Here is a 25,950-nt window from a genome sequence, read left to right on the forward strand (position 1 = left end):
GCACCTGCGATAACCCCCACCGACGGTTCGAGGGGTAAACGACGATGGCCACACGCGCGATGGATCGCGGCACGGGACGGGCGCCGGCGACCGACTGGCGCGCGGCGTTTCGCCGTTCGCTGCGGCGTGCCGGGCAGATCGCGGGGGCGGCGGGGCTGTTTGCGGCGATGCTGTTCCTGGGCCTCGCGCTCGCCAGCTACACCCTCACCGATCCCAGCGCCTCGACCGCTGCGGCGGGCGACGACGTCGCGAACTGGATGGGCGCGAGCGGCGCCTGGACGGCCGAGCGCGCCTATTTCCTGTTCGGCTGGACCGCTATCCTGCTCCTCCCGCTGCTTTACGTCGCCGCGCGCAAGCTGTGGCGCGAGGTGGAGGAAGAGGACCGCGAGGACCGCACCCGCTGGTGGCGCCCGCTCGGGCTGCTGCTGGGTTCGATGGCGCTGCTGGGCACGGTGCTCAGTCTCGCGTTCGACGGGCCGGGCGGCTCGCTGCCAGCCGGGATGGGCGGCATTTCGGGCCTCCTCGGCGCGGGCGCGGTCGAGGCGGTCGCCTCGCGGTTGGGCGAGGGGGCGCGGGGCTGGGTGATCCTGGCGCTCGCGCTGGCCGCGCTGGCGGGCGGGGTCGTGGGCATCACCCGGGTCTTCGCGCTCGACTGGGCGGCGCTGCTGACGCTGCCGCAATTCCTCCGCCGTGCGCCTGCGATGCCGCCGCAGCTCACCGAAATCGACCTGCCGTTCGTGCCCAAGCGCCGTGCGCGCAAGGTCGAGGCGCCCGAGGACGAGGCCCTGCCGCAGATCGCCGAGCGCCGCGCGCCCGAGATCGCCGACCCCGCCGCCGCGCCCAAGGTGGCCAAGCCCGCCGGCAAGAAGGCGCAGACCGATCTCTTCGCGACCTACCAGCTCCCCAGCCTCGACCTGCTGGAGGAACCGCCCGCGCATACCGCGCCCAAGCTCGACAAGCTGGCGCTGGAGCGCAACGCGCGTCTGCTCGAAACCGTGCTCGACGACTTCAACGTGAAGGGCGAGATCACCGCCGTGCGTACCGGCCCGGTGGTGACCATGTACGAGCTGGAGCCCGCCCCCGGCATCAAGGCAAGCCGCGTCATCGGCCTTGCCGAAGATATCGCCCGCAACATGAGCGCGATCAGCGCGCGCGTTTCACCCATCCCCGGCAAGACCGTGATGGGCATCGAACTGCCCAACGCAGACCGCCAGATGGTGGCCCTGAAGGAGCTGGCCGCCTGCGACGCCTTCGTGAACGCCAAGGGATCCCTGCCGATCATCCTCGGCAAGGACATCGCGGGCGAGCCGATCGTCGCCGATCTCGCCGCGATGCCGCACCTGCTGGTCGCGGGCACGACCGGCTCGGGCAAGTCGGTGGGCCTCAACTGCATCCTCCTCAGCCTGCTCTACAAGTTCACGCCCGAGGATTGCCGCCTGATCCTGATCGATCCCAAGGTGCTCGAACTCAAGAGCTACGACGATATTCCGCACCTGCTCAGCCCGGTGGTGACCGAGCCGGCGAAGTCGGTCCGCGCATTGAAGTGGGCGGTCGAGGAAATGGAGCGCCGTTACCGCATGATGTCGAGCATCGGCGCGCGCAACATCGCCGGCTTCAACGAACGGGTGAAGACCGCGATCGCCAAGGGCAAGCCGCTCGGCCGCCGGGTGCAGACCGGGTTCGACCCCGACACCGGCGAGGAGCTGTTCGAGGAAGAACAGCTCGATTACGCCCCGCTGCCGCAGATCGTGCTGATCGTCGACGAACTGGCCGACCTCATGGTCACCGTCGGCAAGGAGATCGAGGTGCTGATCCAGCGCCTTTCGCAGAAGAGCCGCGCGGCGGGCATCCACCTCATCATGGCCACCCAGCGCCCCTCGGTCGACGTCATCACCGGCGTCATCAAGGCGAACCTGCCGACCCGGATCAGCTTCAACGTGACCAGCCGCATCGACAGCCGCACGATCCTGGGCGAACAGGGCGCCGAACAGCTGCTGGGCAAGGGCGACATGCTCTACAAACCGAGCACCGGCGCGCTGGTGCGCGTGCACGGCCCGTTCGTGTCCGACGAGGAGGTGGAGCAGGTCGCCGAGCACTGGCGGGGGCAGGGCAAGCCCGACTACGTCGACGCCGTGACCGAGGAGCCGGAAGAGGGCATGGGCTTCAGCTTCGACGACGAGCTGACCGCGTCCGACAATCCGGAGGAACGCAAGTACCGGCAGGCGTGCCAGATCGTGTTCGAGCACCAGAAGGCGTCGGGATCGTGGCTGCAGCGGCAAATGGGCGTCGGTTACAACACTGCCGCCAAGTGGATCGAGAAGATGGAGGAGGACGGCCTCGTCGGCCCTGCCAACCACGTCGGCCGCCGCGAGGTCTACCGGGACCGGGATGGCAATCCGCTGTAACCGCCGGTATTGTTACGCAACTGCAACACAAACGCTAATTCGTTACAGGTGCTTCGCCAGATTATTGCGTAGACGGTGGTAAGCGGCGTAACTTTCGGTTTCCTGGTTGGGAGGCCAAAGTTCATGTCGTTTCGTCGTACCCTGCTCGCCGGCACTGCCGGCGCAACTCTTGCCCTGTCCTACACCCAGCCCGTCATGGCACAGGACGTTCCGGGCGAAACCGACGCGTCCGAACAGGGCGAGGCCGCCCCGCAGGACCAGCTGATCGTCACCGGCACCCGCCGTATCGACCGGACCGTGGCGGACAGTGCGGTGCCGATCGACGTCATCTCCAACGAGGCGCTACAGCATTCGGGCACGACCGAAACCAACCGGCTGCTCAACAACCTCGTCCCCTCGTTCAACTTTCCGCAGCCCTCGCTGACCGACGGCACCGACTCGCTGCGTCCGGCGACGCTGCGCGGCCTTTCGCCCGACCAGGTGCTGGTGCTGGTAAACGGCAAGCGGCGGCACATCTCCTCGCTGCTCAACCTCAACGGATCGGTCGGCCGCGGCTCGGCCGGCGTCGACATGAACACGATCCCGGCGATCGCCATCGACCGGATCGAGGTGCTGCGCGACGGCGCCGCCTCGCAATACGGCTCCGACGCGATCGCCGGCGTGATCAACATCCAGCTCAAGCGTCGCCCCGGCGGGCGGGCCGTGGCGACCTACGGCAAGTACATCACCACGCTGGAGGACGTCTTCGACGTGGCCGGCGTCACCACCAACGGCACCAGCGATCCGACGATCGCCTACGGCGACGAGCGCAAGCGCCGCGACGGCGACACCTGGACTTTCGCCACCAACATCGGCGTGCCGGTGGGCGACGGCTATTTCAACGTCACGGCCGAATACAAGGACCGCGACCCCACCAACCGTTCGGGCCCCGACATCCGCCGCCAGTACGCGCCAGCGAACGACCCGCGCGAACTCACCTTCGACCGGTTCAGCCACCGCTACGGCGACGGCCAGTCGCAGGATTACAACTTCTTCATCAACGCCGGCGCACCGCTGTTCGACACGGGGTTCGAGCTTTACGAATTCGCCAGCTACGGCAACCGGCAGGGCAACGGCGCGGGCTTCTACCGCCGCTCGCTCGACGCGCGGAACATCGACTATTCGAACGGCGGCCGGCCGATCTATGCCGACGGCTTCCTGCCGCTGATCGTGAGCGACATCGAGGATATCGCGGCGGTCGTCGGCGTGCGCGGCGATCTTGCCGGCTTCAACGTCGACCTGTCGGGCAACTACGGCACCAATCGGCTGAACTACCACGTCGAGGAGAGCGTCAACACGTCGCTCGGCGGGGCGGTCAGCCCGCGGCGCTTCTACGCCGGCGGCCTGCGTTCGGGCCAGACCTCGATCAACTTCGACGCCCAGCGCGCGATCGATCTCGGCCTCGGCGACACGTCGATCGCGGCCGGGTTGGAATACCGCAACGAGAACTACAAGATCGTGCGCGGCGACCGGTTCAGCTACGTGGCCGGTCCCTACACCTTCTCCAACGGCGCGGCGCCCGGTGCCCAGGTGTTTCCGGGCTTCTCGCCCAGCACCGAAGTCGACGCCTCGCGCGACAGCTACGCCGCCTACCTCGAGCTCGATGCCGACCTGTCGGACATGATCAACGTGCAGGCCGCCGGCCGGTACGAGCATTTCTCCGACTTCGGCGGCACGCTCAACGGCAAGCTGGCCGGGCGTATCGAGCCGGTGGACGGCATCGCGGTGCGCGGATCGATCTCGACCGGCTTCCGCGCGCCGGGCATGGCGCAGCAGTACTTCTCGACCACGTCCACCAACAACGTGGCGGGCGTGGGCCTGATCGAGATCGGCACCTTCCCGGTCAGCTCGCCCATCGCGGTGGCACTCGGCGCGCAGCCGCTGGAGCCCGAAAAGTCGGTCAACATCGGCGGCGGCGTGGTTTTCACCGCGGTGCGGGGCTTCAACCTCACGGTCGATTACTACAACATCAAGATCAACGACCGCATCGTGCTGACCGAGAACCTGCAAGGGGCCGACGTGGTGGCGATCCTGCAGGCGGCGGGCGTGGTCGGCACATCGGGGCGGTTTTTCATCAACGGCGTCGATACCCGCACACAAGGTCTCGACGTGGTTGCGAACTACCGCGTGCCGGACTTCGGCTTCGGCCGGGTCAGCCTGACCGCCGGCTTCAACATCAACGATACCAAGATCACCGACCGCAAGACCTTCAGCGGGTTCACCGCGGCCCGCCTGTTCGCGCGGCCCGAGAGCTTCCGCCTGACCGACGGGCAACCGTCGAACAAGCTCAACCTCGGTCTGGACTGGGATTACGAGCCGGTCGGCTTTACCCTGCGCGCCAACCGCTACGGCAAGGTCTTCCTGCCGGTGGGCAACGTCAACGACATCGGAATCGAGAAGGGCGCGGCGCCGGGCGACATCACTTTGTCGCCCAAGTGGATCGTCGATGCCGAAGTGCGCGTGCAGCCCGGCAACGGGCTGGAGCTGGCGGTGGGCGCCAACAACCTCCTCGACGAGTATCCCGACCGCCTGCCGTTCGGGACCGTGAACGGCTACAACTACGGGCTCAACAACAGCTTCCTGCCGTATTCCGCGCAGTCGCCGTTCGGGTTCAGCGGGCGGTTCGTCTACGGCCGGATCGCGCTCGACTTCTGACGGCGACGAACGAACTACGCGATGCCCCGCCGGTTGCCGCCGGCGGGGATTTCGTTTTAGTCCTCCAGCGGCCAGCGCACGCGGTCGATCTTCGTCCGGTCGCTGCCGCGCCAGTACCAGCCGGCCCCGTGCGCGCGGCCGACGAGCTTCATCGCCGGGGCGTCGATGCGCAGGCGCCCGTCCTCGTCGCCCACGAAGCGGTCGTCGATATGGGTCGCGAGCACCTCGCCGATCACGATGCCGCCGCGATCGTGCGTTTCGACGAAGCGCCACAGGCGGCATTCGAAGGCGACCGGCGCATCGGCGATGCGCGGCGGGGCGACGAGCGACGATGGCACGAGGGCGACGCCCACTGCCTTCGCCTCGCTCGCATCCGCCGGGGCGTCGGCGGCGGTAAGGACCATCGCCTCGGCCTGATCCTCGCCCACCAGCGCGATGGTGAACTCCTCGGTGTCCAGGATGTTACGCAGGCTGTCCTTGCGCGCCTCGCCCGCGCGCACATCGTCGGCGCCGATGCCGATGGCTACCAGCGGGGGCGTGCCGCCCATCGCGTTGAAGAACGAATAGGGCGCGGCGTTCACCATGCCGCCCGAACCGGTACTGACGATCCAGGCGATCGGGCGCGGGTGGACGGTGTTGACCAGCAGCTTGTAGCGGGTCGCCGGGTCGAGCTCTGCCATCGTGAATTGCATCGCCGAGAGATGGGCCGCCCGGCCCCGAACGAAAAGACCCCGCCGGATCGCTCCGGCGGGGTCTCTCGCATACGGTCCTGTCGGGCGCGGCTTACTTGAGGCCTTCACCCGTCATCGCAGTGCCGCCTGTCGCGGCCTGCGTGGCGGCGGCCTGGACGTCGTCCGGCGCGGCGACGAAGCCGATCTTCGACAGCGGGCCGCCCTTGCCCCAGCTCTTGGCCCACTGGGCCATGTATTCGCCGAGACCCGGGATCACGCCGACGTGCTGCTTCTTGTAGTAGACGTACAGCGGGCGCGCGCCGGGGTAGGTGAAGTTCGAGATGTTGTCGTAGGTCGCCTCGACCCCGTTCATCGGCAGATCCTGCAGCTTCTGGATGTTCTCCTCGAGGTAGGAGAACCCGAAGACGCCCACGGCCTTGGGATTGCCCTCGATCTTCTGCACGATCAGGTTGTCCTGCTCGCCCTGGTCGACATAGGCGCCGTCCGAGCGGACTTCGGTGCAGACCTGCTCGAACTGGTCCTTGTTGCTGTCTTTCAGCGCCTTCATCGCCGGGTCGCTTTCACAGCCCTTGGTGAGGATCAGTTCCTTCAGCGCGTCGCGCGTGCCCGAAGTGGACGGCGGCCCGTAGACGAGGATCGGCTCGGCGGGCAGCGAGGGGTCGACGTCGCGCCAGGTCTTGGCGGTCTGGTCCTTGCCGAACGGCTTGGCGGCCAGCGCCTTGTAGACGATCTCGGGGGTGAGATTCATCATGATGCCGCCCTTGGTCGAGGCGAAGGCGATGCCGTCGAGGCCCACCTGCACTTCGACGACGTCGGTCACGCCGTTCTTCTTGCAGTCCTCGAACTCGCTCGCCTTCATGCGGCGGCTGGCGTTCACGATGTCGGGGGTCGACGGACCCATGCCGGCGCAGAACAGCTTGATGCCACCGCCCGTGCCGGTCGATTCGATGAGCGGGCTCTTCATGCCGGCATTGGCGGCGACGAAATCCTCGGCGACCTTCTTGGCGAAGGGATAGACGGTGCTCGAACCGACCGCGCGGATCGAATCGCGGCTGCCGCCGGCATCGCCGCCCGCGCCGCCGCAAGCGGCGAGCGCGAGGGTGGAGATGGCGGTGAGCGCGATGGTGGTGAACTTGGTCATTTGGATTGGTGCCCTCTGTTTCAGGTCGCCCGCGCCGCTAGCCTTGCTTTGTGACACGGGAATGACAGGTTTCTGGCGATATCAGAAATCGATCTGCGCGCGCATGCCGACGGCGTCGACGGCGTAGTTCCGGTCGCCGCCCGCGGCAGGGATGGCGGCATCCGAATAGACCACATGGCCGTAGTTCAGCACGAAGCGGACGTAGTCGATCGGAGTCCAGATCAGGCTGGCCTCGTAGCCGTTCTGGCGGCCGCCGACTACGCCTCCGTCGACTAGGTCGAGATAGTCGTAGCGCACGTTGAACTGCACGGCGCCCATGCCGCCCTTGCTGACCGGATTGGCTGGCTTCACCCGGTCGAACGTGCCGCCCTTGTAGCCGCGAGTGTCGCCCTTGGTCAGGAATACCCCGGCTTCTGCATAACCGCCGAAGAACGTCGGATCGGTCAGCGCGCCGGGGCGGTTCACCCGCTGCCAGTGCGTTTCGCCGGTGACGTGGAACGGCCCCTTGATGAACGCCGCCTCGAGACCGTAGCCGAGCTCGCTGCGTGCGGAGAGATTGCCGGTGTCGATGAAGCGGATGTCGGGCGTGTGGATGAACGGCCGCACGCGGTATCGCACGCTGGAAGCCGAATCGTTGAGGTCGTGCCAGTGGACCGACCCGCCGAGGTGCAACTGGCCGCCGGCAAGTTTCGGCGCGAAGACCGCCCGCCCGTCGAGCGAGACCGAGTTGTTGCCGTCGTCGTTAAGGTCGGCGACATTGTCGGTGAAGGCGCCGGCCTGCACGACGACATCGCCGGCCGAATAGGTGGCGCTTGCGCCCAAGCGCCGCTCGAACCCGAACGCGGTGTTCATCGCGGCGCGCTCGGTCATCGTCGTGAACAGGTCGCTGGTCAGTTCTTCCAGCCCCCAGAACGGCTTGTGCTGGCCGACCGTGAGGCCAAGTTCCTTCGACGCCTCGTAGGTGAGGTAGAGGTCGGTGATCTCGACGCTGCTCGCGGCGACGTCGATTTCGGCGCGGTAGCCGAAGCCGCCGGGGATCTTGCCATCGAACCCAAGATAGGCGCGGCGCAATTCGCTGCCGAAGCCGGTGGCGGTGTCGACGATCCCGTCCGGTGCCGACAGGTTGCCGGCATCGACCTGGATGCGGCCGCGGGACTTAAAGCTCCAGCCGCTGGCGGTCGTGAACTCGGGCGCGCCCTTCCAGGCGGTCTTGGTCTCGGCGGCGGGGGCCGGAGCGGGGATCGGAGCTATTGCGGCGACAGCGACGGGGGCGGGCGGGGACGGCTGCGCCTTCGCGGTCTCGAGCTCGGCTTCCAGCATATCGATGCGGCTGGCCATCGCGGCCATCTGCGCGCGCATCGCGGCGATCTCGCGGGCGACGGCGGCATCGTCTTGCGCGGCGGCGGGGGCAGCCCAGCCGGCCGCAACGGCGACGGCAAGCGTCGAGATCGAAAGACGGTTCGCGGTCACTTTCGTGTGTCCCTCATGACAGGAATGTGTCGTTCGCCAGCGCGCCTAGTCGGGATGTGTGACAACTGCGTGACGACAAATCCGATAGCCGCGCGGAATGGCGCCGGTCCCCATGGCGCTTGCGGGGAACCGGTTGCAACTGTAACGGCCCGCGCACGTGGGGACGCTTCCCCATTTGCGGAGAGTTATCATGCGCATCGGTTGCCCCAGCGAGATCAAGAACCACGAATATCGGGTGGGGCTCACTCCCGAATCGGCGCGCGAACTGACCGCGCATGGGCACGAGGTCTGGATCCAGTCGGGCGCCGGCCTCGGCATCGGCGCGACCGACGCGGATTACCGCGCCTGCGGGGCGCAGATCCAGCCCGATGCGAGGACCGTGTTCGACGGCTGCGAGATGATCGTGAAGGTCAAGGAACCGCAGGCGGCCGAGCGCGCGATGCTGCGCGAAGGGCAGGTGCTCTACACCTATCTGCATCTCGCACCCGATCCCGACCAGACCCGCGAACTGGTCGAAAGCGGCGTGACCGCCATCGCCTACGAAACCGTAACCGGGCCGGGCAGCCAGCTGCCGCTGCTCAAGCCCATGAGCCAGGTTGCCGGCCGCATGAGCATCCAGGCCGGCGCGACCGCGCTGGAGAAGGCCCACGGCGGGCGCGGCGTGCTGCTGGGCGGCGTTCCGGGCGTGATGCCGGGCAAGGTCGTGATCATCGGCGGCGGCGTGGTCGGCTTCAACGCCGCGCAGATGGCCGCCGGCCTCGGCGCCGATACCACCATCCTCGACCGCGATCCCGAAGTGCTGGAAAAGGTCGGCACCTTCTTCGAAGCGCGGGCGAGCACGCGCTTTTCGAATAAGGCCAATCTCGAAGAAGCGGTGAGCGAGGCCGACCTGGTGATCGGCGCGGTGCTGATCCCCGGTGCCGCCGCGCCCAAGCTCGTCACCCGCGAGATGCTGAAGACCATGAAGCCCGGCAGCGTGCTGGTGGACGTGGCGATCGACCAGGGCGGCTGCTTCGAGACGAGCAAGCCCACCACCCATGCCGAGCCGACCTACGTGGTCGACGACGTGGTGCATTACTGCGTCGCCAACATGCCGGGCGCGGTGGCGCGCACCAGCACCTACGCGCTCAACAATGTGACACTGCCGCACGCGCTGCGGATTGCCGAACTGGGCTGGAAGGAAGCGCTGCGGCGCGACGCGCACCTTGCCGAAGGGCTGAACGTCCATGCCGGCCGGGTGACCTACAAGGCGGTCGCCGACGAGCTCGGCTACGAGTGGTACGAACTGGCCGACGCGCTGGCCTGACGCGCTGGCTTTACCGGGGCCGGCCCGCTTTCGATAGGGTCGGCTTCCAGTGGTCCTCGTCAGGTCGGCTTCCAGCCGATGTCGACGAAGCGGGCCGACTTGGGCACGTCGGTCACGGCCTGGTTAATCGTGACCGTCTCGCCCGCCGCGATCGTGGCCTTGGGCGGGGCGATTTCCCAGCTGAACACCTTGCGGTCGCGCGCGTCGCTCATCACGATCAGCACCGGCGGCAGGCGCAGTGTCTCGCGGCCCACATTCTTGACCGTGCCGCTGACCCCGAAGAACTCGGTCCCGTCGGGCAGGGTTCGCCGGTCGAGCTGGTCGCGCGGGAAATCGAGCACCAGGTCGCGCTGGCCGAGCGCGAAGGTCGGCCGGCTGATCGGCACCCAGTCGGGCAGGCCCCAGTAGCTGACCGCCGCCACCGTGCCGAGCGCGATCGCAGCGAACAGCGCGGCGGCGATCGTCCAGACCTTCATCATGTTGCGCCGCGGCCGGAACGGCGGGGCGTAGTCGAACTGCGAGACTTCCTCGCCGTAACCCTCGGGCTCCGGCTCGGCAGCGCGTTCGCGCTCTACGACGGTGGGCGGGGGCAGGTCGTCATCGGAATAGGTTGCCGCGACAGGGCGTGGATCGGGGCGGGCCTCGGGTTCGTCTAACGGCTCTTCCGAAAGGCGGCGCGGCGACACATCCGCGGGCGGGCCGGACAGCGCATCGTCGGGGCGCTCGTCGAAGGCCGGCGGCGCGGCGGGCGGCGGGGCGGGGCGCTGAACGGCGGCCGGGCGCGGCTCCGGTTGCTGTGCGGGTGCAGCAGGAGCGGGTGCGGGCGGCGGCGGGGCCATCTCCGCCAGGTCGAGCACCGGGCCGTCGACATGCCAGCTGTGGCGGCATTTCGCGCAGCGCACGGTCCGCCCTTCCGCGCCGATGGCGCTGTCCGGCACGACGTAACGCGTCGAGCACGCAGGGCAGGCGATGATCATTCCGACGCGATTCCTACGGCCTGCCGCAGCGCGCAACAAGGCTCGCCGCCGCCATGCCGTCACGCAGACGGCTTTTTTCCACATGGAAGCGCGGCTATAGCCCGCGCGCCGATGCCGTTTTCCCGCAATCCCGCCCCATCCCGCTGGCTCCCGCCGAGGCGATCGCCGTGAGCTTCGACGCGCCCGACATCGTGACGTTCGACAACGTGGGACTGCGCTACGGCACCGACAGGGAAGTGCTGACCGACGTCTCGTTCACGCTGCATCCGGGGGGTTTCTACTTCCTCACCGGAGCGAGCGGCGCGGGCAAGACCTCGATGCTCAAGCTGCTCTACCTCGCCCAGAGGCCGAGCCGGGGTGCGATCCGCATGTTCGGCACCGACGTCATCACCGTCCCGCGCGAACGGCTGCCCGCGTTCCGCCGCCGGCTCGGGGTCGTATTCCAGGACTTCCGCCTCGTGCCGCACCTGTCCGCCTTCGACAACGTGGCGTTGCCGCTGCGCGTATCGGGCGTGCGCGAGGACGAACTCAACGGGCCGGTATCCGACATGCTCGACTGGGTGGGCCTGACGCACCGCATCGACGCGCGCCCGGCCACGCTGTCGGGCGGCGAGCAGCAGCGCGTGGCGATCGCGCGCGCGGTGATCGGCCGGCCGGACCTGCTCATCGCCGACGAGCCGACGGGCAACGTCGATCCCGAAATGGCGCTCAAGCTGCTCCGCCTGTTCGAGGCGCTCAATCGCCTCGGCACGACCGTGGTCGTGGCCACTCACGACGTGCACCTGCTGCGAAAGGTGCCCGATTCCCTCATCATGCGGCTCGACAAGGGGCGGCTACACGACCCCACCGGCGCGCTTCGCTTCCCGCCGCGCCGCGAACCGCGCAACCGCGACGACTTGCTCGAGGCGGAGGATTTCGCATGAAGCGCCCGCCGGTCCTCACCCGCGCGGTTGCGCGCAGCCTCGTGCCGTTCGGCGGCGAGCGTGCCGCGGCGCTGGTGCCGCACGCCCGGTTCGCCGGCCCGATGCCCTGGGTCATCGCCATCATGATCGCGCTGACGACGATCGCGGCGGCAGGCGGTCTCGCGCTCAGCAACCTTGCCGACGGTGCGCGGACGGAGCTTTCGGGCGCGGCGACGGTGCAGGTCGTCGAACCGCTGCCGGAGGAACGCGACCGGCAGGTCCGCGCCGCCGAGCGCGCGCTTGCCGCCCTGCCCGAGGTCGCGAGCATCCGCGTCGTGCCGGAAAGCGAGCTCGACGCGCTGATCGAGCCGTGGCTGGGCGGCGGTATCGACGGCGAGGCGGTGCCGATGCCCGCGCTGGTCGACGTCGAACTGCGCGGCCCCGCCGACGGGACGCGGCTCGCGCGGCTGCGGCAGGCGCTGGCCGCCACCGCCCCGGCGGCGCGGGTCGATGCCCAGTCGAGCTGGCTCGCCCCGGTGTTCGCGGCGATCCGCTCGCTCCAGCTCCTCAGCCTCGCGCTCGTGGTCCTGCTTGCGCTCACGAGCGCGGCGGCCGTCTGGCTCGCGGCCCGCAGCGCGCTCGGCGCCAATCGCCCGACGATCGAGATCGTCCACCTACTCGGCGGGACCGACGGGCAGATCGCGCGGATCTTCCAGCGGTCGGTGGGGTTCGATGCAGTGGCCGGCGGGGCGGCGGGCCTTGCCATCGGGATGGTCGCGGTCTTCGTGCTCGGCAACCAGTTCGCCGCGCTCGGTTCGGGCATGGTCGCAGGCGGCGGGCTGGGTCCGTTCGACTGGCTGGCCATCGCCGCGATCCCCATCGCGGGCGTCGCCATCGCGATGCTGACTGCCCGTTGGACGGTCCTGTCGGCCTTGAGGAAGATGCTGTGATCCGCCGCGCCGTGTCGTTCGTGCTGGTGGTCTACGCCCTCGGCTTCATCTGGTTTGCCGCCGCACTGCCGCAGCCTTCGCCAAACGTGCGCACCGATATCGTCGTCATTCCCACCGGCGGGCCCGGGCGGATCGAGCACGGGCTCGAAGTCGTCGCCGGCGGACGGGCGCGCAAGATGCTCGTGACCGGGGTCGACCGCGAGGTGAAGCCGCGCGAATTCGCCGCCCAGTTCGAGGTGCCCGACCGCTTGATGGAATGCTGTGTGGTGCTGGGCTACGCCGCCGTCGATACCCGCAGCAATGCTGCCGAGACCGCCGCCTGGGTGGCCGATCACCGCGTCCGTTCGATCCGCCTCGTCACGACCGACTGGCACATGCGCCGCGCCGCGGGCGAGATCGAGGAGGTGCTGCCCGAAGGCGTCACGGTGGTGCGCGATGCCGTCCGGTCCGAGCCGAGCCTTCCGACCCTGTTCCTCGAATACAACAAGCTGATCGCGAGCGCGCTCGTGCGGCTGCTTCCGGCGTAGGAGTCCCGACCATGACCGTCCTGCGCAGTATCGCCTTCTACCTTGCGTTCTACCTCGGCTCGATCTTCTACACCTCGGCCTCGCTCCTGGCGGTGCCGGTGGGCCGCGACCTGTCGCACCGGATCGTGCAAGCCTGGTCGCGGTATCACCGAGCCTGCGCGCGGGTATTCCTGGGCATCCGGCTCGTGCAGGAAGGCGCGCCGATTAATGGGCCGGTGCTCTACGCGCTGAAGCACGAGGCCTTCTACGAGGCGATCGACATGCCCGCGCTGTTCCGCGATCCGGTCGTATTCGCCAAGCAGGAATTGTTCGACATCCCGCTGTGGGGCCGCGCGGCGCTCGCCTACGGCCTCATCCCGGTGGCCCGCGATCAGGGCGCGAAGACGCTGCGCACGATGCTCAACGCGGCGAAGGCACACGCGGCGACGGGCCGCCCGCTGGTGATCTTTCCCGAAGGCAGCCGGATGCCGCACGGCACGCAGCCGCCGCTGCTTTCTGGCTTCGCGGGCCTTTACAAGCTGCTCGGCCTGCCGGTCGTCCCGGTCGCGATCGACAGCGGGCCGCTCTATCACCGCAAGTGGAAACGCCCCGGCACGATCACCTACCGCTTCGGCGAACCGATCCCCCCGGGCCTTCCGCGCGAGGAAGCCGAGCGCCGGGTGCACGAGGCGATCAACGCGCTGAACGCGTGATTAGTGATCCGAGCGGCCGAAGTCGGGCCGCGCGTCGTCCTGTCCCTGCTCGACGATCGAGCGGCGAATGTCGCGGGTGCGGGTGAAGAGGTCGAACAACGCCTCGCCGTCGCCGCGGCGGATCGCGCGCTGGAGCGCGGTCAGGTCTTCGGTGAAGCGGCCTAGCATCTCCAGCACCGCCTCGCGGTTCGACAGGAAGACGTCCCTCCACATGACCGGATCGCTGGCGGCAATGCGGGTGAAGTCACGGAAACCGCCGGCCGAGTACTTGATGACTTCCCCCCGGGTCACTTCCTCGAGGTCGCTGGCGGTGCCGACGATGGTGTAGGCGATGAGGTGCGGGATGTGGCTGGTGACCGCGAGCACGAGATCGTGATGCGCGGCGTCCATGATCTCGACCCGCGCGCCCAGCGCTTCCCAGAAAGCCGACAGCCGCGCGGTGGCGGCGTGGTCGGCGTCGGCAGGCGGGGTGAGGATGCACCATCGGTGGCGGAAGAGGTGGGCGAAGCCGGCGTCGGGCCCGCTGTTCTCGGTGCCCGCGACCGGGTGGGCGGGAATGACCGTGGCGCCGGGCAGCGCGGCCCGCAGCGCCTCGGCAACGGAGGCTTTCGACGAGCCCACGTCGCTGACGATCGCACGTTCGGGCAGGGCATCCGCGATCTGCGCGGCCGCATCGCCCATCGCGCCCACGGGCACGCAGAAGATCACGAGATCGGCGCCCGCCACGGCTTCGGCAGCGGTGTCGCAGACCCGGTTCACCAATCCGCGTTCGGCGGCGCGGAGGCGGGTGGCGGGATCGGCGTCGTAACCGGTGGTCGTGCAATCGGGCAGGTTGTCGGCGATCGCGAGACCCACCGACCCGCCCAGGAGGCCGAGCCCGACGACCGCGACGCGCCCGAACGTCACCCTGCTTTCTCCACCGCGCGGCGAATCGCCTCGGCGACCGCTTCCATGTCGATCGCCTTGCCCACGGTAATCCTCAGCGCGTTGCCGAGCCCCTGGCCCGGCAGGTGCCGCACCGCGTAACCGGCAGCGGCGATCGCCTCCATCGCGGCCGCGGCGTTCAGCGCGCCGTCGAACAGCACGAGCACGAAGTTCCCCTCGCTCGGAAGCGCGCGAATGCCGTGATTGCCGAGCGGGGCGAGCGCACCCGCCAACCGCTCGCGGTTGGCGGCGTTCTCGGCCCGGCTTCGCTCGACGAACGCCTCGTCGCCCAGTGCGGCCAGCGCGGCCGCCTGCCCGGTGGCGGTGACATTGAAGGCGCCGCGCAGCCGGTTGATCGCGTCGATCAGGTGCGGCGCGCCGGTTGCCCAGCCGACCCGCTCGCCGGCGATGCCGTAGGCCTTGGAGAACGTGCGGGTGACCAGCACGTTGTCGTGCGCCGCTGCTAGCGCGAGGCCGCCGTCGTCCTGTCCCTCGCCGAGATACTCGGCATAGGCCTGATCGACGACGAGCAGCACGTCCGTCGGCAGCCCGGCGTGGAGGCGCGCGACCTCGCCGGCATCGAGCCAGCAACCGACGGGGTTGTTCGGGTTGTCGAGCAGGACGACTCGCGTGCGGTCGTCGACGCTGGCCAGCAGGCTGTCGGCGCTGGCGGCGTAATCCGCGTCCGGCGCCGGCACCGCTTCTGCCCCGACCTTTGCCGCCAGCAGCGGGTAGAGCGAGAACGAGTAGCGCGGCATGACCACGGTGTCGCCCGGCCCGGCGAAGGCCTGCACCGCGCAGTGGAGCAGTTCGCCCGAGCCGGTACCGCATACGATGCGTGCCGGATCGATGCCGAACCTCGCCCCCAACGCTTCGCGCAGGTCGGTGCTGTCGGGATCGGGGTAAAGGCCGGGCGCTGCGGCCTGCGCGCGAGCGTCGAAGACCGCGGGCGAGCAGCCGAGCGGGTTCTCGTTGGCCGAGAGCTTGACCAGCGGTGTGCCGTCCGCCCCGGCGGACTTGCCCGGGACGTAGGCATGGATGCACTCGATCCAGGGCTTCAGGGTGGGTCTGTCGGCCATCGGGCCGCGCTTATGACAGCGGTGAAGGCGTTGCATCAAAGAAAAAGCGGTGGTTGGCCACGGCGAGCTTCCTCTCTATCGGGACGGTCGATGCCGCCCGCGACAGCCCCGCAGACATACACCCTCCCCGCGCCCCTGCCGCTCGACGGCGGGCAGGCGCTGGACGGCGTCGAGATCGCTTACGAGACGTACGGCGAACTGGCCGAGGATCGTTCGAACGCCATCCTCGTCTGCCACGCGCTGACGGGCGACCAGTACGTCGCCAGCACCCATCCCCTGACCGGCAAACCGGGTTGGTGGGAGCGGATGGTCGGCCCCGGCAAGCCGGTCGACACGGGCCGCTACCACGTGATCTGCGCCAACATTCTGGGCGGGTGCATGGGTTCGACCGGCCCGGCAAGCCTTGCGGCGGATGGCGCGCCCTATGCCATGCGCTTTCCCGTCATCACCATCCGCGACATGGTCCGCGCGCAGGTCGCGCTGCTGGACGGATTGGGGATCGGGCGCCTGCACGCGGTGGTCGGCGGATCGATGGGTGGGATGCTGGCGCTGAGCATGGCGGCGAATTTTCCGGACCGCGCCGCCCGAGTGCTCGCGATCGCGACGACCGCGCGGCACTCGGCCCAGAACATCGCTTTTCACGAGGTCGGCCGGCAGGCAGTGATGGCCGACCCCGACTGGCAGGGGGGCGACTACTACGGATCGGGCCGCGCGCCGGACAAGGGGCTTTCGGTCGCGCGGATGGCGGCGCACATCACCTACCTTTCCGAAGGGGGCCTGACCGAGAAGTTCGGGCGCAACCTGCAGGAACGCGACGAGAAGACATTCGGCTTCGACGCGGATTTCCAGGTCGAAAGCTACCTGCGCCATCAGGGCAGCGGCTTCACCCGGCGGTTCGACGCCAACAGCTACCTCTACATCACCCGCGCGATGGATTACCTCGATCTGGCCGAGGAGCACGGCGGGCGGCTTGCCAACGCCTTCGCGGGCACGGACGCGCGGTTCTGCCTCGTCAGCTTCGACAGCGACTGGCTCTATCCCACCGCCGAAAGCCGGCACGTCGTGCACGCATTGAACGCTGCCGGCGCGGCGGTGAGCTTCGTCGAACTGAGTGCGCCGCACGGGCACGACAGCTTCCTGCTCGAACACGCAGCGCTCGACCGCGTGGTGGCGGGGTTCGTCGGATGACCGAACTGCGTCCCGATCTCGCGGTTATCGCCGCCCATGTGACGCCCGGCACCCGCGTGCTCGACGTCGGCTGCGGCGACGGGGCGCTGATGGCTGCGCTGCGCGACCGCGGATGCGACGCGCGGGGGCTGGAACTCGACCCCGCGCTGGTCGAACGCTGCGTGGCACGCGGCCTCAGCGTGGTGCAGGGCGATGCCGACCGCGACCTCGCCGATTATCCCGACAAGGGGTTCGACACCGCGATCCTGTCGCAGACCCTCCAGACCGCCGCGCGGCCCGACCGGATGCTCGACGAGCTTTTGCGCGTCGGGCGGCAGGCGTTCGTGTCGTTTCCCAACTTCGCGCACTGGCGGATGCGCGCCGCGCTGACGTTCGGCGGGCGGATGCCGGTCACCCGCAGCCTGCCGGTGAGCTGGTACGAAACGCAGAACATCCACCACGTCACCGTCGCCGATTTCCGCGAGCTCGCCGCGGCGAAGCGCGTGCGGATCGAACGCGAGTGGTTCTTCGCCGGCGACCGCCCGATCGGCAGCGCCGGGGCCAACTGGCGCGCCGAGCACGCCGTATTCGAGATCAGCGCATGACCACCGTCACCCGTTTCGCCCCGTCGCCGACCGGCCTGCTCCATGTCGGCAACATCCGCACCGCGCTCCACAACTGGATGCTGGCGAAGAAGGCCGGCGGACGTTTCGTGCTGCGGATCGACGATACCGATGCGGAGCGCAGCCGCGAGGACTACGTCGACGCGATCCGCGCCGATCTCGCCTGGCTGGGGATGGAACCGGACGCGGAGGAGCGGCAGTCGGCCCGGACGGCGATCTACGAGGACGCGTTCGAGCGGCTGCGGCAGGCGGGGCGCGTCTATCGCTGCTACGAGACGGCGCAGGAACTCGACCTCAAACGCAAGGTGCTGCTGGGGCGCGGGCTCCCGCCGATCTACGACCGGGCGGGATTGTCGCTGACCGAGGCCGATCACGTCCGGTTCGCGGCCGAGGGGACTGCACCGCACTGGCGCTTCGCGCTCGATCCGGCGGAACCCATCGAGTGGAACGACGGCATCCGCGGGCCGCAACACTTCGATCCCGCGCAGCTCTCCGATCCGGTGGTGCGCCGCGCGGACGGAAGCTGGCTCTACATGCTGCCGAGCTGTATCGACGATATCGAGATGAGCATCACCGACGTGTTGCGGGGCGAGGACCATGTCAGCAACACGGCCGCGCAAATTCAGATGTTTACCGCGCTTCATGCTGCGGGCTTCGGTGCAGCAAGGCCGCTACCGCGGTTTGCCCACGAGGCTTTGCTGGTGGGTACCGAGGGCAAGCTGTCGAAGCGGCTGGGATCGCTGTCGGGCGCGGCCCTACGCGAGAGCGGGATCGAATCGGACGCCGTGGTGGCGTTGCTCGCGCGGCTCGGCACCTCGTTGCCGGTGGAGCCGATCGCCGACCGGCAGACCCTCGTCGACACGTTCGACCTTTCTACCTTCGGGCGCGCGCCCGCTCGGTTCGACGAGGCCGAGCTCGACCGGGTCAACCACGGCATCGTCCACCAGCTTCCCTTTGTCGCGGTGGCCGATCGCTTGCCTGCGGGCATGGACGAGGCGGCCTGGCTCGCGATCCGTCCGAACCTCGAAAAGGTCGCGGATGCGGCGGACTGGTGGCGTGTGGTGACGGGGCCCATCGACCTGCCTGTTTTCGACGCCGACACGCGCGCTTTTCTCCGGCAGGCGGAGGCTGATCTTGCATGGCAGGACGATGCGTGGGCCGTCTGGACGGGGGCGCTCAAGGAGGCCACGGGCCGCAAGGGCAAGGCGCTGTTCCTGCCCCTGCGCCGGGCACTGACAGGCCAGGATTCGGGCCCGGAAATGGCGCGCCTGCTGCCGCTGCTGGGGGAAGATACGGTCCGCCGGCGGCTGCTGCGGGCGGCCGGCGCATGAAGGTGTTCCACGATCCCCGCCAGCGGGACCATGCTCCGGTGCGCGAACTGCACAACGGCGAGTGGACCCCGTTCGCCGAAGTGCCCGAACGGCTCGACGCGATCGTCGCCGCGATCGGTGCGGGCGAGTTGCCGGATGATCGGGGGATGGACCCGATCCTGGCGGTGCACAATCCCGGCTACCTCGCCTTCCTGCAGACCGCCCATGACGACTGGCTGGCCGCGGGCCGGACGGGCGACGCCATCGGCTACAGCTTCCCGGTCGTCCGCCGCCGCCCGCTGGCGCTGAAGCGGGTCGATGCGCGGATCGGTGCCTACGCGATGGACGCCAGCAGCCCCATCGCGGCGGGCACGTGGCAATCGGCCTACTGGGGTGCGCAAGCCGCTCTCGCCGCGACCCACGCGGTGCTGGGCGGGGACCGCAGCGCCTTCGCGCTCTGTCGTCCGCCCGGCCATCACTGCGGCCGCGACTATCTGGGCGGCTATTGCTTCCTCAACAACGCCGCCATCGCCGCCCGCGCGGCCGAGGCGGCCGGACACCGCGTGGCGATCCTCGACGTCGACTATCACCACGGCAACGGGACGCAGGATCTGTTCTACGAGGATGGCGGGGTGCTCTTCGCCTCGATCCACGCCGATCCCCGGACCGACTACCCGTTCTTCTGGGGCCATGCCGACGAGCGCGGCGCAGGCGAGGGCGAAGGCGCGACGCTGAACCTGCCGCTGCCGCGCGGTACGGGATGGGCCGACTACGCCCCGGCGCTCGGCACCGCGCTGCGGGCCATCGCCGACTTCGGCGCGACCATCCTGGTCGTGTCCTACGGCGCCGACACCTTCGCGGGCGACCCGATCTCGCAGTTCCGGATCGAAACCGCGGACTACACCGCGATGGGCGCCGCGATCGCCGGTCTCGGGTTGCTGACCGCGATCGTCATGGAAGGCGGCTACGCGGTGGACGCGCTGGGCGCGAACGTCGCCGCATTCCTCGAAGGGTTCGCCTAGGCGTCGTTGCTCACGTGCCGCTTCAGTTCGTCGCCGGTCAGCGTGACGACATGGAGCAGGTTGGTGCTGCCGGGCGTGCCGAAGGGGACGCCGGCGAGCGCGATCAGTTTGTCGCCCGCCTTGCCGAACCGATGGCGCAGCGCCATCCGTTTTCCCTTGGCGATCATCTCCTCGAAGCTGCCGATATCCTTGGTGGCGACGGCGGTCGCGCCCCATAGCAGCCCGACACGGCGTGCGGTCTTCACGCTGGGGGTCAGGACCAGCATCGGCACGCTCGGCCGCTCGCGTGCGACGCGGCGGGCCGTGCTCCCCGAACCGGTGAATACGACGACCGCGGAGATGGCGACCGTATCGGCGATGGTCATGCAGGCGTGCGCCAGCGCGTCGGCGGTCGTGCGGTCGGGCGGGGTGTCGAGATAGCGCACCCGGCCAATGTAGGCGTCGTCGCGTTCGACCTGGGTGGCGATGCGGCTCATGATCGCGACGCTTTCGACCGGCCAGTCGCCCGCCGCGGTTTCCGCGCTGAGCATCACCGCGTCGGCGCCGTCGTAGACCGCGTTGGCCACGTCCGAGACCTCGGCGCGGGTGGGCGTCGGGCTCTCGATCATCGATTCGAGCATCTGCGTCGCGACGATCACCGGCTTGCCGGCGTTGCGCGCCAGGTCGACGATCTTCTTCTGGAGCGGCGGCACTTCTTCCGGGTCGAGCTCGACCCCGAGATCGCCGCGCGCGACCATGATGCCGTCGCTCATCTCGAGGATTTCCGCGAGGCGCTTCACCGCGCTCGGCTTCTCGATCTTGGCGCAGAGTGCGCCGTATCCGCCCATCAGCTTGCGCGCTTCGGCCAGATCCTCGGGCCGCTGGACGAAGCTGAGGCCGATCCAGTCGACCCCCTGCTGGACGGCAAAGGCGAGGTCGCGCCGGTCCTTTTCGGTGAGCGCCGGGATCGGCACTTCGGCATCGGGCACGTTCACACCCTTGCGGTCGGAGATGACCCCGCCGACTTCGGCCGAACACAGGATCGCGTCTTCATCGGCCTTGATCACCTTCAGACGGATCTTGCCGTCGTTGATCAGCAGCCGCTGCCCTTTCTGCAGGATGCCGAACAGTTCGGGATGCGGCAGTTCGACGCGCGTCTCGTCGCCGGGGGCGGGGTCGCGGTCGAGCGTGAAGTGGCCCGAATGGCGGATCACCGCCTGTCCGTCCTTGAAGCGGCCGACGCGCAGCTTGGGACCCTGCAGGTCGGCGAGGATGGAGATCGGACGGCCCGATGTCTTCTCGAGCTCGCGGATGGCCTTGATCGTGGCGGCATGGTCGGCATGCTCGCCGTGGCTCATGTTGACCCGGAAGGCGTCGGCACCCGCGACGAGCAGCTTCTCGAGCATTTCGGGACTGCGGCTGGCGGGGCCGACGGTGGCAAGGACCTTGACCTTGCGGCTGCGCGGTTCGAGCTTCTGCATGACGTCCGCCTATGGCAGGGCAACGGTGCAAGACAAAGGATTGTTAGCTTCGATGGATACGAATTCGGACCCGCTCGACCGCCTCGACGATGCGCAGGCCGCCGCCGCCTTCCGCCGGCTGGTGCGCCACCTGCGCCACCGGACCGACGCGCAGAACATCGACCTGATGGGGCTCGCCGGGTTCTGTCGCAACTGCCTCGCCGACTGGATCGGCGATGCCGGCTTCCCGGGCGACAAGGCCGAGGCGCGCGAACTCGTCCACGGAATGCCGGCCGCCCAGTGGAAGGAGCGCCACCAGTCGCCCGCCACGCAGGAACAGCTCGACCGCATGGCCGCGAGCATGGAGCGCAACGCGCCCGAATAGTTTTCCACGGCACCTTCAAACGCTCCGTACGGCTGGCTATCGCGCGGCCGACCGATTCTCACATTGCCGGAGTTACCCTGAAATGGCCGACGCCACCGACGACCGCCTGCGCCTTCTCATCGAGCGCATCGAACGCCTCGAGGAAGAGAAGAAGGGCATCGCCGACGACATCCGCGACGTCTATGCCGAGGCCAAGGCGGTCGGTTACGACGCCAAGATCATGCGCCAGATCGTCCGCTTGCGGAAGATGAAGCCCGACGACCGCGCGGAGATGGAAATGGTGCTCGACACCTACAAGGCGGCGCTCGGTCTCGGCTGACGCCTGCGACCGATGGCAAGGCAGCGCTCGGCCTCGGCTGACGCCTGCGACCGATGGCAAGGCAGCGCTCGGCCTCGGCTGAGCGCGCTTCTATCGCAGGATAAGGAACGCCCGTTCCGCCCCGTTCATTGCAACCTCGAACCCCAATTCGAGGAACTGCAAAGATGACCACCGATACCGAAACCGTCGACCAGGCCTTCGTCGAGGAGACGAACGAAGAGCCGCGGATGCCCGGCCACGAATCGCAGATGGACGACAAGCCTGAGTGGCAGCCGCGCTATCCCGGTTCGGGCCGGCTTAAGGGCAAGGTGGCGATCGTTACCGGCGCGGACAGCGGTATCGGGCGGGCCACCGCGATCCTCTTCGCGCGCGAGGGCGCCAAGGTCGCGATCGCCTATCTCGAGGAAGACGACGACGCACAGTTCACCGCCGACCGCGTGGCGGACGAAGGCAGCGAGGCGATCCTGCACAGGGGCGACCTCGGCGATCCCGACGTGGGCAAGGCGCTGGTCGACAAGACCATCGAGAAGTGGGGGAAGCTCGACGTCCTCGTCAACAACGCGGGCGAGCAGCACCCGGACGAGGACGTGACCGACATCACGGTCCAGCAATTGCAGCGCACGTTCCAGTCGAACATCTTTTCCATGTTCTACCTCGTCCAGGCCGCCCGCCCGCACCTCAAGAAGGGTGCGGCGATCGTGAATTGCACCAGCGTGACGATGTACAAGGGCGCGCCGATCCTGCTCGACTACAGCGCCACGAAGGGCGCGATCACCGCGTTCACCCGTTCGCTGTCGGAGAACCTGATCGAGCACGGCATCCGCGTGAACGCCGTGGCGCCGGGGCCGATCTGGACGCCGCTCAACCCCTCGGGCGGGCAGCCGCCCGAAAAGATGGACGACTTCGGCAAGGACACGCCGATGGGCCGCCCGGGCCAGCCGAACGAGGTCGCCCCGGCGTTCCTGTTCCTGGCGTGCGAGGATTCCAGCTACATGTCGGGACAGGTCCTGCACCCGAACGGCGGGATCGTCGTCAACGGCTAGGCGGCGCTGCTGCCCAGCAGCATCAGCCCGACGAACAGCGCGTTGTGGAGCACGTGGAACACCATCGAACTCCACAACCCGCGCTGGACCCGGATGTAGGCCAGCAGCAACCCGAGCACGAACTGCGGCACGACGAGCGGCACGAGCAGCGCCGTCGCCATGCCGCTGTTCGCGTAGTTGGTCAGGTGGACGAGTGCGAAGATCGCCGCGCTCACGTAGAACAGCACCGGAAACGCCCTCGCGAACCAGCTCATCGCGTCGCGCCGGCGCAGCAGGAACAGCGCGGCGAGCGCAAGCACCGGCGCGATCAGGGCTACCACCAGCATCGCCATGTTCTCTCGCCCGAACACCGCGGCGGCGACCGCCACCAGCAGCAGGATCGTCGCCAGGACGTGGCCCGGCCGCCCGGAGACCCATCCGCGAAAGACGATCTCCTCCCCGATCGGCGCGGCGAGGACGAGGGCGGCGACGACCGCCGGCGTCAGCGCCATGTCGGCCAGCAGGTGTTCGGGCATCTCGAAGCCCAGTCCCGCCGCGATCCCGACGCCGCCGATCAGCACGACCATCAGCGCCACGTCGAGCAGCAACAGCGGCCCCAGCATGCGCAGGGTCCCGCCGGGTGAAAGCTCGGCCCGCGGTGGAAGGACGGGGCGCTTCAGCAAATCCCATACCCGCGCCCATTCGCCTCGCACCAGTCCGCGCGATCCGGCTCTTGTCGGCTGCCCGTCCATGTGGCTAATGCGCCCCCACTTTTCCCGCCCAGAACAACAGTCAGAACGGACCCATGGCAGGCCATTCCAAATTCAAGAACATCATGCACCGCAAGGGCGCGCAGGACAAGAAGCGCTCGGCGCAGTTCAGTAAGCTCAGCCGCGAGATCACCGTGGCGGCCAAGAGCGGGATGCCCGATCCCGACATGAACCCGCGCCTGCGGCTGGCGGTGAACAACGCCAAGGCGGCCTCGATGCCCAAGGACAACATCCAGCGAGCGATCGACAAGGCGAGCGCCAACGAAGGCGACGATTACGAGGAAATCCGGTACGAGGGGTACGGCCCCGGCGGCGTCGCGCTGATCGTCGAGGCGCTGACCGACAACCGCAACCGCACCGCCACCAATGTGCGCACCGCGTTCAGCAAGAACGGCGGCAACCTGGGCGCTACCGGCGCGGTCAGCCACGGGTTCGAGCGCAAGGGCCTGATCGAATACCCGGCGAGCGCCGGCGACGAGGACAAGGTGCTGGAAGCCGCGATGGAAGCGGGTGCCGACGACATCGAGAGCACCGCCGACGGCCACACCATATGGACCGACATGGAAGCCCTGCACGAAGTCGCGAGCGCGCTCGAAAAGTCGCTCGGCGAACCCGAATCGGTCAAGCTCGCGTGGAAGCCCAACCTGACGGTCGACGTCGACGAGGCCAACGCCGCGACACTGCTGAAGCTGGTCGACGCGCTCGACGACGACGACGACGTCCAGACCGTTTGGGGCAACTACGAGGTCAGCGACGAGATTCTCGAGAAGATGGGCTGATGGGCCGGGCGGTCGTCGCCTGTTCGGCGATACCGACCGCTCCGACAGCGTTCATCCGCCGATGATCGTGCGCCGATGATCATCCTCGGCCTCGACCCGTCGCTCAGCTGCACCGGGTGGGGCGTGATCCGTGCCGAAGGATCGCGCCTGTCGCACCTTGCCAACGGACAGGTGCCGACGCACGCGAAGGCGCCGATGGCCGAGCGTCTGCATCATCTCCACGACGCCATCGCCGCGCTGATCGCGGTCCACGCGCCCGACCGGGTCGCGGTGGAGGAAGTCTTCGTGAACAAGAACCCGCAATCGACTCTGAAGCTCGCCCAGGCGCGGGGCGCGGTGCTGGCGGCGTGCGGCCGCGCGGGCGTACCGGTGCGCGAACACGCGGCGCGGCTGGTCAAGAAGGCGGTCGTCGGCACCGGCGGGGCGGAAAAGGCGCAGGTCCAGGCGATGCTGCGTGTACTCCTGCCCGGCGCGCGGGTCGCCGGCGCGGACGCGGCCGACGCGCTCGCGGTCGCCATCGCCGACGCGCACCTCGGCTGAGCGGGGGAGGGCGGCGCGATGTTCCTCGTCGTCTTCCGCAACCGCAAGCGCGCCGACATCGATAGCGGTGCCTACGCCGCCGATGCCGCGGCGATGGAGCGCCTCGCGCAAGCGCAGCCGGGCTTCCTCTCGTTCAAGTCCTACACCGCCGACGACGGCGAGGTCGTCGCGATAAGCGAATGGGCGGACGAGGCCGCGGCCCGCGCATGGGGAAGGCTGGAGGAGCATCGCGGCGTCCAGCGGCGGGGCCGCGCCGAATACTACGCCGACTACACCCTGTTCGCGTGCGGCGACGTGCGGGTCCACCGCTTCGCCGCCGACCGACCGCACCCCTCGCGGAACGACACGCGGCCTGCCGCGTAGAGTCGGCATTCCGGCGCGATGGTGGACGTGTCGCCCTCTACCCAAAAGGATACAGACATGCGCACATCCGTTATCGCCGCAGCACTCGCCGGCTCCCTCGCTCTTGGCGGTTGCACCACCTACGGAGGCGGCTACGGCGGTGGATACGGCGGCGGCTACAACAACGGGTACGGCTACGATCCGCTGGGCGGCCTGCTCGCCGGCATTCTCGGCGGCACGACCGGCAACTACAACAACAACTACAACATGAACGATTTCGAGCGCGCCGCGGTCGATGCGTGCGGCCGGCAGGCCTCGCGGTACGGCCGGGTCCAGATCACCGACGTGCGCCAGGGCGGCGACACCGTCCGCGTGCTCGGCCGGATCGACAGCCGCGACAGCCGCACCGACGAATTCACCTGCACCTTCCGCAGCGACGGCCGCATCGTGGATTTCCGCGTCGGCTGACTTCG

The 25,950-nt window shown here is 68.7% G+C and carries 26 protein-coding genes; 18 read left to right on the plus strand and 8 right to left on the minus strand.

Features of this window, described 5'->3' with window-relative positions; all coding sequences use genetic code 11:
- Positions 1-44 precede the first annotated feature (44 nt).
- Both D4766_RS08815 and D4766_RS08820 read left to right on the plus strand, forming a co-directional pair.
- Positions 45-2,405 (plus strand): DNA translocase FtsK, encoded by a 2,361-nt coding sequence (locus D4766_RS08815; protein ID WP_120717126.1) that lies wholly within the window; start codon positions 45-47, stop codon positions 2,403-2,405.
- Between the two features lie 123 nt (positions 2,406-2,528).
- Positions 2,529-5,099, plus strand: a complete 2,571-nt coding sequence (locus tag D4766_RS08820) for a TonB-dependent receptor plug domain-containing protein (RefSeq protein ID WP_199798083.1) — start codon at positions 2,529-2,531, stop codon at positions 5,097-5,099.
- Positions 5,100-5,155: 56 nt separating this feature from the next.
- On the opposite strand, the gene D4766_RS08825 is transcribed toward D4766_RS08820, so the two are convergent.
- The 3 genes from D4766_RS08825 to D4766_RS08835 all read right to left on the minus strand — a co-directional run bounded on the left by D4766_RS08825 (position 5,156) and on the right by D4766_RS08835 (position 8,402).
- Positions 5,156-5,779 carry a flavin reductase family protein gene (locus D4766_RS08825; RefSeq protein ID WP_162935721.1) on the minus strand — a complete coding sequence of 208 codons (624 nt, stop codon included), beginning with the start codon at positions 5,777-5,779 and terminating at the stop codon, positions 5,156-5,158.
- Positions 5,780-5,882: 103 nt separating this feature from the next.
- Positions 5,883-6,932 carry a substrate-binding domain-containing protein gene (locus tag D4766_RS08830; protein WP_120717129.1) on the minus strand — a complete coding sequence of 350 codons (1,050 nt, stop codon included), beginning with the start codon at positions 6,930-6,932 and terminating at the stop codon, positions 5,883-5,885.
- A gap of 81 nt (positions 6,933-7,013) precedes the next feature.
- Positions 7,014-8,402 carry an OprO/OprP family phosphate-selective porin gene (locus tag D4766_RS08835; RefSeq protein ID WP_120717130.1) on the minus strand — a complete coding sequence of 463 codons (1,389 nt, stop codon included), beginning with the start codon at positions 8,400-8,402 and terminating at the stop codon, positions 7,014-7,016.
- A gap of 190 nt (positions 8,403-8,592) precedes the next feature.
- Here D4766_RS08835 and ald point away from each other — a divergent pair, with 190 nt between their 5' ends.
- The gene (ald, locus tag D4766_RS08840) at positions 8,593-9,708 is read left to right on the plus strand and encodes an alanine dehydrogenase (RefSeq protein WP_120717131.1); all 1,116 of its coding nucleotides are present in this window, start codon (positions 8,593-8,595) and stop codon (positions 9,706-9,708) included.
- Between the two features lie 59 nt (positions 9,709-9,767).
- On the opposite strand, the gene D4766_RS08845 is transcribed toward ald, so the two are convergent.
- Positions 9,768-10,685 carry a zinc-ribbon domain-containing protein gene (locus D4766_RS08845; RefSeq protein WP_120717132.1) on the minus strand — a complete coding sequence of 306 codons (918 nt, stop codon included), beginning with the start codon at positions 10,683-10,685 and terminating at the stop codon, positions 9,768-9,770.
- A 53-nt stretch (positions 10,686-10,738) separates the two neighbouring features.
- Here D4766_RS08845 and ftsE point away from each other — a divergent pair, with 53 nt between their 5' ends.
- Genes ftsE through D4766_RS08865 form a run of 4 tightly spaced genes read left to right on the plus strand, consistent with a single transcriptional unit; the run spans position 10,739 to position 13,756 of the window.
- Entirely contained in the window at positions 10,739-11,608 is an 870-nt protein-coding gene (gene ftsE / locus D4766_RS08850; RefSeq protein ID WP_120717133.1) for a cell division ATP-binding protein FtsE, read from the plus strand.
- Complete coding sequence (locus D4766_RS08855) at positions 11,605-12,537, plus strand: cell division protein FtsX (protein WP_120717134.1); 933 nt, start codon at positions 11,605-11,607, stop codon at positions 12,535-12,537. The genes ftsE and D4766_RS08855 overlap by 4 nt, the downstream gene beginning before the upstream one ends.
- The gene (locus D4766_RS08860) at positions 12,534-13,064 is read left to right on the plus strand and encodes a YdcF family protein (protein WP_120717135.1); all 531 of its coding nucleotides are present in this window, start codon (positions 12,534-12,536) and stop codon (positions 13,062-13,064) included. The genes D4766_RS08855 and D4766_RS08860 overlap by 4 nt, the downstream gene beginning before the upstream one ends.
- A gap of 11 nt (positions 13,065-13,075) precedes the next feature.
- On the plus strand, positions 13,076-13,756 hold the full coding sequence (locus D4766_RS08865) for a lysophospholipid acyltransferase family protein (RefSeq protein WP_120717136.1): 681 nt from the start codon (positions 13,076-13,078) through the stop codon (positions 13,754-13,756).
- Here D4766_RS08865 and D4766_RS08870 read toward each other — a convergent pair whose 3' ends face one another.
- Entirely contained in the window at positions 13,757-14,662 is a 906-nt protein-coding gene (locus tag D4766_RS08870) for a prephenate/arogenate dehydrogenase family protein (protein WP_120717137.1), read from the minus strand.
- Positions 14,659-15,759 (minus strand): pyridoxal phosphate-dependent aminotransferase, encoded by a 1,101-nt coding sequence (locus D4766_RS08875; RefSeq protein ID WP_120717138.1) that lies wholly within the window; start codon positions 15,757-15,759, stop codon positions 14,659-14,661. The genes D4766_RS08870 and D4766_RS08875 overlap by 4 nt, the downstream gene beginning before the upstream one ends.
- Positions 15,760-15,849: 90 nt before the next feature.
- On the opposite strand from D4766_RS08875, the gene metX reads away from it, so the two are divergent.
- Genes metX through D4766_RS08895 form a run of 4 tightly spaced genes read left to right on the plus strand, consistent with a single transcriptional unit; the run spans position 15,850 to position 19,881 of the window.
- Positions 15,850-16,947 (plus strand): homoserine O-acetyltransferase MetX, encoded by a 1,098-nt coding sequence (gene metX, locus D4766_RS08880; protein ID WP_120717139.1) that lies wholly within the window; start codon positions 15,850-15,852, stop codon positions 16,945-16,947.
- Positions 16,944-17,531, plus strand: coding sequence for a methionine biosynthesis protein MetW (metW, locus tag D4766_RS08885; RefSeq protein WP_120717140.1), 588 nt, complete (start codon positions 16,944-16,946; stop codon positions 17,529-17,531). Before metX ends, metW begins: the two co-directional genes overlap by 4 nt.
- The gene (locus tag D4766_RS08890; protein WP_120717141.1) at positions 17,528-18,880 is read left to right on the plus strand and encodes a glutamate--tRNA ligase; all 1,353 of its coding nucleotides are present in this window, start codon (positions 17,528-17,530) and stop codon (positions 18,878-18,880) included. Before metW ends, D4766_RS08890 begins: the two co-directional genes overlap by 4 nt.
- Positions 18,877-19,881 (plus strand): histone deacetylase family protein, encoded by a 1,005-nt coding sequence (locus tag D4766_RS08895; protein WP_120717142.1) that lies wholly within the window; start codon positions 18,877-18,879, stop codon positions 19,879-19,881. Before D4766_RS08890 ends, D4766_RS08895 begins: the two co-directional genes overlap by 4 nt.
- Here D4766_RS08895 and pyk read toward each other — a convergent pair.
- Entirely contained in the window at positions 19,878-21,341 is a 1,464-nt protein-coding gene (gene pyk, locus D4766_RS08900) for a pyruvate kinase (RefSeq protein ID WP_120717143.1), read from the minus strand. The two genes, D4766_RS08895 and pyk, sit on opposite strands and share 4 nt — an antisense overlap.
- Before the next feature lie 52 nt (positions 21,342-21,393).
- On the opposite strand from pyk, the gene D4766_RS08905 reads away from it, so the two are divergent.
- The 3 genes from D4766_RS08905 (at position 21,394) to D4766_RS08915 (ending at position 23,067) form a co-directional block, all read left to right on the plus strand.
- Positions 21,394-21,705: a DUF1244 domain-containing protein gene (locus tag D4766_RS08905; protein ID WP_120717144.1), complete on the plus strand. Its 312-nt coding sequence runs from the start codon at positions 21,394-21,396 to the stop codon at positions 21,703-21,705.
- An 82-nt stretch (positions 21,706-21,787) separates the two neighbouring features.
- On the plus strand, positions 21,788-22,024 hold the full coding sequence (locus D4766_RS08910; RefSeq protein WP_067676531.1) for a DUF2312 domain-containing protein: 237 nt from the start codon (positions 21,788-21,790) through the stop codon (positions 22,022-22,024).
- A 164-nt stretch (positions 22,025-22,188) separates the two neighbouring features.
- Positions 22,189-23,067: an SDR family oxidoreductase gene (locus D4766_RS08915; RefSeq protein ID WP_120717145.1), complete on the plus strand. Its 879-nt coding sequence runs from the start codon at positions 22,189-22,191 to the stop codon at positions 23,065-23,067.
- On the opposite strand, the gene D4766_RS08920 is transcribed toward D4766_RS08915, so the two are convergent.
- Entirely contained in the window at positions 23,064-23,798 is a 735-nt protein-coding gene (locus D4766_RS08920) for a CPBP family intramembrane glutamic endopeptidase (protein WP_120717146.1), read from the minus strand. The genes D4766_RS08915 and D4766_RS08920 overlap by 4 nt on opposite strands.
- Positions 23,799-23,851: 53 nt before the next feature.
- Between D4766_RS08920 and D4766_RS08925 the strand changes: the two genes are divergently transcribed.
- The 4 genes from D4766_RS08925 to D4766_RS08940 all read left to right on the plus strand — a co-directional run bounded on the left by D4766_RS08925 (position 23,852) and on the right by D4766_RS08940 (position 25,945).
- Positions 23,852-24,595 (plus strand): YebC/PmpR family DNA-binding transcriptional regulator, encoded by a 744-nt coding sequence (locus tag D4766_RS08925; RefSeq protein WP_120717147.1) that lies wholly within the window; start codon positions 23,852-23,854, stop codon positions 24,593-24,595.
- A gap of 75 nt (positions 24,596-24,670) precedes the next feature.
- On the plus strand, positions 24,671-25,135 hold the full coding sequence (gene ruvC, locus D4766_RS08930) for a crossover junction endodeoxyribonuclease RuvC (protein ID WP_120717148.1): 465 nt from the start codon (positions 24,671-24,673) through the stop codon (positions 25,133-25,135).
- 18 nt (positions 25,136-25,153) lie between these two features.
- Positions 25,154-25,498 (plus strand): antibiotic biosynthesis monooxygenase family protein, encoded by a 345-nt coding sequence (locus D4766_RS08935; RefSeq protein WP_120717149.1) that lies wholly within the window; start codon positions 25,154-25,156, stop codon positions 25,496-25,498.
- A gap of 57 nt (positions 25,499-25,555) precedes the next feature.
- Positions 25,556-25,945, plus strand: coding sequence for a hypothetical protein (locus D4766_RS08940; protein WP_120717150.1), 390 nt, complete (start codon positions 25,556-25,558; stop codon positions 25,943-25,945).
- Positions 25,946-25,950 lie beyond the last annotated feature (5 nt).

Origin of the sequence: Tsuneonella amylolytica (assembly GCF_003626915.1) — a bacterium.
Lineage (GTDB): Bacteria > Pseudomonadota > Alphaproteobacteria > Sphingomonadales > Sphingomonadaceae > Tsuneonella > Tsuneonella amylolytica.